Here is a 7,367-nt window from a genome sequence, read left to right as displayed (position 1 = left end):
CGCGGATACGAGAATATAGGCCGGGATTTCAGAGAATTAGGAGCGCGAGTGGCAAGTGTTTAGGAAAAGCAAAGTGGGCATCTTCATCTTACTGGCCTTAATGTTCCTGGCCGTGGCCGGGGCGGTGGGCTATGTCAAAAGGACATATACTGTCCGGACGGTATATGTGGAGGGGAATGTCCATTATACAGAGGAAGAAATCAAGGCGATCGTCATGAGCGGGCCCTTAGGGGACAATTCCCTCTATCTCTCCCTGAAGTACAAGAACAAGGGGATAGAGGGGATTCCCTTCGTAGATGTGGTGGATGTGGATATCCTCTCCCCGGACACGGTGAAGATCATCGTGTACGAGAAGTCCCTGACGGGCTGTGTGCGGTATCTGGACACCTATATCTATTTCGACAGGGACGGCTATGTGGTGGAGAGTTCCGGCATCAGGACGGTGGGGGTGCCCCAGATCATGGGGCTGCAGTTCGATTATATCGTCACTGGGGAGAAGCTCCCTGTGGAGAATGAGGAGATATTCAACAGCATCCTGGACATCACCCAGCTCCTGCAGAAGTACGATCTGGCATCGGAGAAGATCTACTTCAACAGGGCGGGGGCCATTACCCTCTATTTCGGAGACGTGAAGGTCTCTCTGGGGAACGACCCTGCCAAACTGGAGGACAAGCTCATGCTGCTGCCGGGGCTTTTGGTCAGCCTGGAGGGAAAGAACGGCACCCTGCAGATGCAGACCTACGATGCCGACAGGGGGAAATATGTGTTCAAGCCGGGCATATGACTTTCCCAGGGCATATCTTCACGGAATATTTGGCGTATTTTTTTTAGAAAATAGTTGATTAATTTGAAAAATGATTATATGATATATAGAAGCGGGAACGAAGATGGAAAAAGGAGGGCATATCTTTGCTTGAAATTAAGACGAACGATGCTGAATCTGCTGCCAAGATCATTGTAGTCGGTGTAGGGGGCGCAGGTAATAATGCTGTAAATAGAATGATTGACGAACGGATCGACGGTGTGGACTTCATCGGAGTCAACACGGACAAGCAGGCCCTGCAGCTGTGCAAGGCGCCGCAGCTGCTGCAGATCGGGGAGAAGCTGACCAAGGGGCTGGGTGCCGGGGCGAAGCCGGAGATTGGTGAGAAGGCCGCGGAGGAGAGCGCGGAGGAGATTACCGCCGCATTGAAGGGGTCGGACATGGTGTTCGTCACCTGCGGCATGGGAGGCGGCACGGGAACCGGCGCTGCTCCCGTGGTGGCCAAGCTGGCCAAGGACATGGGCATCCTCACGGTGGGAGTGGTGACGAAGCCCTTCCGTTTCGAGGCCAGGACCCGCATGGTGAACGCCTTGAGCGGCATCGAACGCATCAAGGAAAATGTGGACACGCTGATCGTCATCCCCAATGACAAGCTCCTGCAGATTGTGGACAGGCGCACCACCATGCCGGAGGCGCTGAAGAAGGCGGACGAGGTGCTGCAGCAGGCCGTACAGGGCATCACGGATCTGATCAATCTGCCGGCCATCATCAACCTGGACTTCGCGGACATCCAGACGGTGATGAAGGACAAGGGCATCGCGCATATCGGCATCGGCGAGGGCAAGGGCGACGACAAGGCGCTGGCGGCGGTGAAGATGGCGGTGGAGAGCCCGCTGCTGGAGACCACCATCAGCGGGGCTACGGATGTGATCCTCAACGTGTCCGGGGACATCTCCCTGCCGGATGCCAGCGACGCGGCGGATTTTGTCCAGAGCCTGACGGGGGAGGACGTGAACATCATCTTCGGCGCTATGTACGACGAGTCCAAGGAAGACAGCTGCACCGTCACCGTGATCGCCACAGGGCTGGAGGAGGAGAATCCCCCCGCGGCCCAGTCCAGGTTCGGGACGGGCAGCGTCTACAGGCAGCAGAATGCCCATCTGGGCGCAGGCGGGCTGAAGGGCCTGAATGCACAGCCCGGTCAGGCGGCGCCCATGAATGCGAACCCTGTCCAGGGCATCCAGAAGCCGGTGGACATCCGCAGCTCCGTGGAGGAGAAGACGCTGAAGATTCCCGATTTCCTGCAGAGGAAATAGTGAGATACATCATATTCGTGACTGATAGCCGGGCGAAGGATCGTCCGGCTCTTTTTGTCGAAAAGTTCTTGGGATTTTTCCCTCTGTTTGACAAATTCTTGCGTCCAATCCCTTTATAATGATTGTGAAAAGGATGATGCCGATGCACTATGAGCTATATATTGACAGCCTGTTCTTTCTCAATTTCATCATGAACCTGTTCCTCTTATTCCTGGTGGACAGGAGTACCCTGCGCATGGCCTCCCCGGGAAGGATGGCCGCGGGAGCGGCTGTGGGAGCGGCCTGCGCGCTGCTTCCCTTTCTGCTTGAAGGCAAAGCTATCGTCAAGCTGGCGGCAGGAGCGGCGCTGGGAGCGGCGGGGATGCTCTGCATCACATTCCGGGTGAGGAGCCTGAGAATGTTTCTGAAGCTCCTGGAGAGGCTGGCAATCTGCTCCTTCGGGATGGGCGGCGGGATACTGTTCCTGATCAGGCTCTTTCCGGGGCTTCGGGAAGCCCTCGCAAGCGTTCCGGGAATCCTGGGGATGGGGGCGCTCTTCCTTCTGCTGTTCGCGCGCCTACGGGACGAACCCTATGGAGAGGGCCCATGCAGGGCCCTCCTGCGCAGGAACGGCAGGGAGCTTGCGGTGGAGGCCCTGATCGATTCGGGCAACAGCCTGTTCGAGCCGATCAGCGGGAAGCCGGTCTGCGTGGTGGGGAGGGCAGTGTTCGACAGCCTGTGGGAGGGCTTCCGGGAGGGCTTCCGGGCCGTTCCCTATCACAGCATCGGGAAGCGGCGGGGCATCCTGCCGGCGTACCTGCTGACCGAGCTTCGGCTGGAGACAGGGGGCATGGAATATCTTTTTACAGATGTATATGTGGCTGTCAGCGATGAGGAGATTTCAGGTGCGGACAGTGCGGGCGCAGAGTCCGTGAAAATGATAATCAATCCCAGACTCTTCGCGGAGAGGAAAAGGGGAGGCCGCGGGAAGCGGCAGAATGAGAGGCGCTATGATACTGAAAGTCATGATACCGGGAAAGATGCAATTCAAGATAATCCGCAGGGATAAGCTGTTCCTGCGCAAGGAAGGAGACATTCATTACATAGGCGGCGCCGAGGTGCTGCCGCCCCCGCTGGAGCTGGAGAAGGAGAGCCAGGTCATCGGCGACCTGGGCACGGAGTGCGACGATGAGGCCAAGGCCATCCTGATTGAACACAATCTGCGGCTGGTGGTGTACATAGCCAAGAAATTCGACAATACGGGCGTGGGGGTGGAAGACCTGATCTCCATAGGCACCATCGGCCTGATCAAGTCCATCAACACCTTCAAGCCGGACAAGAACATCAAGCTGGCCACCTATGCCTCCAGGTGCATCGAGAACGAGATTCTGATGTACCTGCGCAGGAACAACAAGACCAAGCTGGAGGTGTCCATAGACGAGCCGCTGAACGTGGACTGGGACGGGAACGAGCTGCTGCTGTCGGATATCCTGGGGACGGACGAGGACGTGATCTACCGGGACATCGAGAACGAGGTGGAGCGCAAGCTCCTCATGGGGGCCATCAGCAAGCTGTCCGAGCGGGAGAAGCGGATCATCAAGCTGCGCTTCGGCCTGGGCACCAAGGACGGCCAGGAGATGACCCAGAAGGAAGTGGCCTCTCTCCTGGGGATCTCCCAGTCCTACATATCCAGGCTGGAGAAGAAAATCATGCGCCAGTTGAAAAAAGAGATGAGCACGCACATTTAGGCTATGCAAATGGGAAAAAATAGGGTAGAATGGATACAGGCGAGAGTCGGCCCGATTGGGCCTGCGCCGTAAAGAAAGACAAAATCGGGTATAAAAACGTTGATAGGACGAGAAGATATATTATCGATAGAATATTTGAAGAAGACGGAGTTCACGGGCTGCCACCAGGGCATGCGCTACCGTCTGGAGGGCGCGGCCGGCGCGGAGGGGGAAAAGCTCCTGCGCTGTACGGTATGGCCGGAGCCTTTCGCCTTTTTTAAGACACCTGAAGAGAAGAAGGAGACTGCTGAGTTTCCGTTTGGGGAGGACGGCGTGGCAGAGGCCATCTGCTGGATGAACGGGATGCTTTCCGAGAAGAAGGAGATATGGGAGAATGCGAAAGAGCGCTGGGATGAGGAGCCATAGCCTTTTTTGCGGATGACCTTGACGGCCGGACCTTCCGCATGAATCTGCGGAGAATACAATATGTTTGAATATATATATCGGGATATGCTGTCCATGGTGAGGTTCTTTCCTTATGGCCTCGCTCTGGGGCTTTTGATGGCGACTCTTTTTTTGTGGGCGGTGAACGGCGCGAGGAAGCGCAGGGGAAAGCTGCCTGCGGCGAAGCTGCCGGTGGCGGCTTTCGTGATCTATCTGGCCCTGATGCTGGTCATCACATTTCTGTCCAGGGAGAGCGGGGACAGCAAGGGGATCGACCTGGAGCTGTTTTCCACCTGGGGGATCAATGACAGGAACAATGCCTTTGTCATAGAGAATGTCCTGCTCTTCGTGCCCTACGGCTTTCTGGCGGGCTTTGCCTTCGGGCGGTATCGCAGGTTCCTGCCCTGCCTGGCGCTGGGGGCTGCGACGAGCCTGGGCATCGAGACGCTGCAGCTGGTCACGGGGAGGGGATTCTTCCAGATAGACGACATCCTGACCAACACGCTGGGGGCTGTAGTGGGATTCCTGCTCTACAGGCTTTTGGGGTTGTTCGGGAAAAAATGATGGCTGAGAGGGCTGTTCGTGGCAGAAGAAGATTATGGGAGTGTAGTCAAAACGCTATGTAGCGGTGACCGCCTTACGCGGTCAGATAGCTGCGCATGGTGCGCAGGGCGTTTTTTTCCAGGCGGGAGACCTGGGCCTGGGAGATGCCGATGGATTCCGCCACCTCCATCTGGGTCTTGCCCTCAAAAAAGCGCAGGGAGATGATTTCGTGCTCCCTGGGGTTCAGGCGCTTCATGGCTTCGCTGAGGGAGAGATGTTCCACCCAGTTCTCTTCCTTGTTTTTTTTGTCGCTGATCTGGTCCATCACATAGAGGGTGTCGCCGCCGTCCGTGAGGATGGGCTCGTAGAGGCTCATGGGGTTCTGGATGGCGTCCAAGGCGTAGGCGATGTCCTCCTTGGAGATGCCGATCTCGGTGGCGATCTCCTCGATGGAGGGCTCCTTTAAGTTCTTCCTGGTCAGGGCGTCCTTGGCGTAGATCGCCTTGTAGGCGGTGTCCTTCAGAGAGCGGGAGACGCGCATGGCGCTGTTGTCCCGCAGGAACCTCCGGATCTCGCCGATGATCATGGGCACGGCATAGGTGGAGAACTTCACGTTCAGGGAGGTGTCGAAATTATCGATGGCCTTGATCAGGCCGATGCAGCCGATTTGGAACAGGTCGTCCACATTCTCGTTGCTGGAGGAGAAGCGCTTGATGACGCTTAAGACCAGGCGCAGATTCCCCTCGATATAGGCTTCCCTGGCCCTCTCGTCGCCAGCCTCGATCTGCTGGAAGAGGGCTTCCTTTTCCTCTGCCTTCAGCAATGGGAGCTTCGAGGTGTTCACCCCGCAGATTTCCACTTTTCCCTGTGTCATTTCCTTCCTCGTTTCTGCGCACGGGCGCGTTGGATTATAGTGGTAGTATGTGCCCCGGGCGGAAAAATATTCATGTCTGCCGTTCTCATTTTTCCTCTGTGCCGCATATTTGTAATAGTAAGGATTTTTCCCGGGAGGAGGGATTTGGGTGCTTTATTCGGAATTGAAATGTAAGGATGTGATCAACATCAAGAACTGCAAGAAGCTAGGCAGGGTGTGCGACCTGGAGCTGGACCCATGCAGCGGCTGCATCTGCAAGATCATGGTGCCGGGGGGCAGCAGGGTGCTGGGATTCCTGAACTGCGAGCCGAACATCGTGATCCCCTTCAAGGACATCAGGCAGATCGGGCCGGACATTATTCTCGTTGACATTCCCTGTTGAATATGGTACGTTAAACGTAACATTGACGGGCATCTTACGCGCAGGAGGAAGAGAGATGAAATGTCCTTATTGCAACCATGACAACACCAGGGTGATCGATTCCCGTCCGGCGGAGGAGAACAATTCCATCCGCCGCAGGCGGGCCTGTGACGAATGCGGGAAGCGCTTCACCACCTATGAGAAGATCGAGACCATACCGCTGATCATCATCAAGAAGGACGAGAACAGGGAGGCCTACGACCGGGCCAAGATAGAGGGCGGCCTGCTGCGGGCCTGCCACAAGAGGCCGGTGAGCGCACAGGAGATCACCAGGCTGGTGGACGCGGTGGAGAATGAAATCTTCAACCGGGAGGAGAAGGAGATCTCCAGCCAGGTCATCGGGGAGCTTCTGATGAACAAGCTCAAGGACCTGGACGCGGTGGCCTATGTGCGCTTTGCCTCTGTGTACCGGGAGTTCAAGGACGTGAACACCTTTGTGGACGAGCTGAAGAAAATGCTCGAATAGTGCGGGCCGGCAGCGTCATTTTTTCCGCAGGAAACGGTAGAGGCAGCCCAGGTACAGCACCCCCAGGGCCAGTTGGCTGACCAACAGCCCCCACAGGAAGCCCCTGACCCCCACCCGGGGGACGGCCAGGAAGACGAAGGCCAGGCGGATCAGCAGGCATATCACGTTCATGACGAAGGTGTGCCCGGCCAGGCCCAGCCCCTGGAGGATGCTGGAGAGGGTGGTGTCCAGGTAGAGGAAGGGGCAGATGAAGCCCAGGGTGGTGATGAAATATCCTGCCAGGGGGCTGTCGAACACGCTGGTTCCAATCCATCTGCCGGACAATACGAATACGCCCAGGCAGGCGAAGCCCATGAGGCCGCAGTATTTCACGGTGCGCACGGTGGCGCTCCTGACCGCGTCCATGTTGCCCAGGGCGTAGTTCTCGGAGATGATGGGCAGTAGCAGCACGGCCACGGAGCCGGTCAGGGCGTTGGGGAAGTAGATGAAGGGCATAGCCATGCCGGTGAACACCCCGTATACGCTCAGGGAGGTGGCGGTGTCATAGCCGTAGAGCCGGAGCTTCGCGGGGATGGACACGGCCTCCACGCTCTGCAGGAGGTTCAGCACGATGCGGTTGGCCGTCAGGGGCAGGGCCATGGCCATGAGCTTCCCCCAGAGGGCGGCGGAGCCGGACAGGCCTGCCCGGGGGGAGCCTGCGGGGCGGATCCGCCGCAGACCTGCAGGGCGGAGGGAAGCCGGTATCCCGCCGGGACAGACGGCAGCCATGGTCAGCAGCATGGAGGCCAGTTCCCCCACGGTGAGCCCCAGAACGGCCACGCTGATGGAGGGAGT

Annotated in this window: 10 protein-coding genes; 8 read left to right on the top strand and 2 right to left on the bottom strand. The window is 57.6% G+C overall.

Features of this window, described 5'->3' with window-relative positions; translation table 11 throughout:
- Positions 1 to 73: 73 nt before the first annotated feature.
- The 6 genes from Q2B33_RS22440 (at position 74) to Q2B33_RS22415 (ending at position 4,793) form a co-directional block, all read left to right on the top strand.
- Positions 74 to 784 (top strand): cell division protein FtsQ/DivIB, encoded by a 711-nt coding sequence (locus Q2B33_RS22440; protein ID WP_300817394.1) that lies wholly within the window; start codon positions 74 to 76, stop codon positions 782 to 784.
- Between the two features lie 125 nt (positions 785 to 909).
- Positions 910 to 2,079, top strand: coding sequence for a cell division protein FtsZ (ftsZ, locus tag Q2B33_RS22435; RefSeq protein WP_300565007.1), 1,170 nt, complete (start codon positions 910 to 912; stop codon positions 2,077 to 2,079).
- A gap of 142 nt (positions 2,080 to 2,221) precedes the next feature.
- Entirely contained in the window at positions 2,222 to 3,127 is a 906-nt protein-coding gene (locus Q2B33_RS22430) for a sigma-E processing peptidase SpoIIGA (protein WP_300565005.1), read from the top strand.
- Complete coding sequence (gene sigE / locus Q2B33_RS22425; protein ID WP_300565003.1) at positions 3,069 to 3,806, top strand: RNA polymerase sporulation sigma factor SigE; 738 nt, start codon at positions 3,069 to 3,071, stop codon at positions 3,804 to 3,806. The genes Q2B33_RS22430 and sigE overlap by 59 nt, the downstream gene beginning before the upstream one ends.
- Positions 3,807 to 3,941: 135 nt before the next feature.
- Positions 3,942 to 4,211 carry a hypothetical protein gene (locus Q2B33_RS22420; RefSeq protein WP_300565001.1) on the top strand — a complete coding sequence of 90 codons (270 nt, stop codon included), beginning with the start codon at positions 3,942 to 3,944 and terminating at the stop codon, positions 4,209 to 4,211.
- 60 nt (positions 4,212 to 4,271) lie between these two features.
- The gene (locus tag Q2B33_RS22415) at positions 4,272 to 4,793 is read left to right on the top strand and encodes a VanZ family protein (RefSeq protein WP_300564999.1); all 522 of its coding nucleotides are present in this window, start codon (positions 4,272 to 4,274) and stop codon (positions 4,791 to 4,793) included.
- 73 nt (positions 4,794 to 4,866) lie between these two features.
- Here the strand turns inward: Q2B33_RS22415 and sigG are convergent, their stop codons facing one another.
- Positions 4,867 to 5,646 carry an RNA polymerase sporulation sigma factor SigG gene (gene sigG, locus Q2B33_RS22410; RefSeq protein WP_300564997.1) on the bottom strand — a complete coding sequence of 260 codons (780 nt, stop codon included), beginning with the start codon at positions 5,644 to 5,646 and terminating at the stop codon, positions 4,867 to 4,869.
- A 148-nt stretch (positions 5,647 to 5,794) separates the two neighbouring features.
- On the opposite strand from sigG, the gene Q2B33_RS22405 reads away from it, so the two are divergent.
- Positions 5,795 to 6,028, top strand: a complete 234-nt coding sequence (locus tag Q2B33_RS22405; protein ID WP_300564995.1) for a PRC-barrel domain-containing protein — start codon at positions 5,795 to 5,797, stop codon at positions 6,026 to 6,028.
- A 55-nt stretch (positions 6,029 to 6,083) separates the two neighbouring features.
- Positions 6,084 to 6,533: a transcriptional regulator NrdR gene (gene nrdR, locus Q2B33_RS22400; protein WP_296466272.1), complete on the top strand. Its 450-nt coding sequence runs from the start codon at positions 6,084 to 6,086 to the stop codon at positions 6,531 to 6,533.
- A gap of 15 nt (positions 6,534 to 6,548) precedes the next feature.
- Here nrdR and Q2B33_RS22395 read toward each other — a convergent pair.
- The coding region (locus Q2B33_RS22395) for a polysaccharide biosynthesis C-terminal domain-containing protein (RefSeq protein ID WP_300817391.1) at positions 6,549 to 7,367 on the bottom strand (819 nt) is incomplete at its 5' end.

The sequence above is a fragment of the uncultured Acetatifactor sp. genome, assembly GCF_948601915.1.
In the GTDB taxonomy this organism is placed as follows: Bacteria; Bacillota; Clostridia; order Lachnospirales; family Lachnospiraceae; genus Acetatifactor.
Note: the sequence above shows the minus strand (reverse complement) of the source record. Positions and strands in the feature narration are given on the sequence as shown.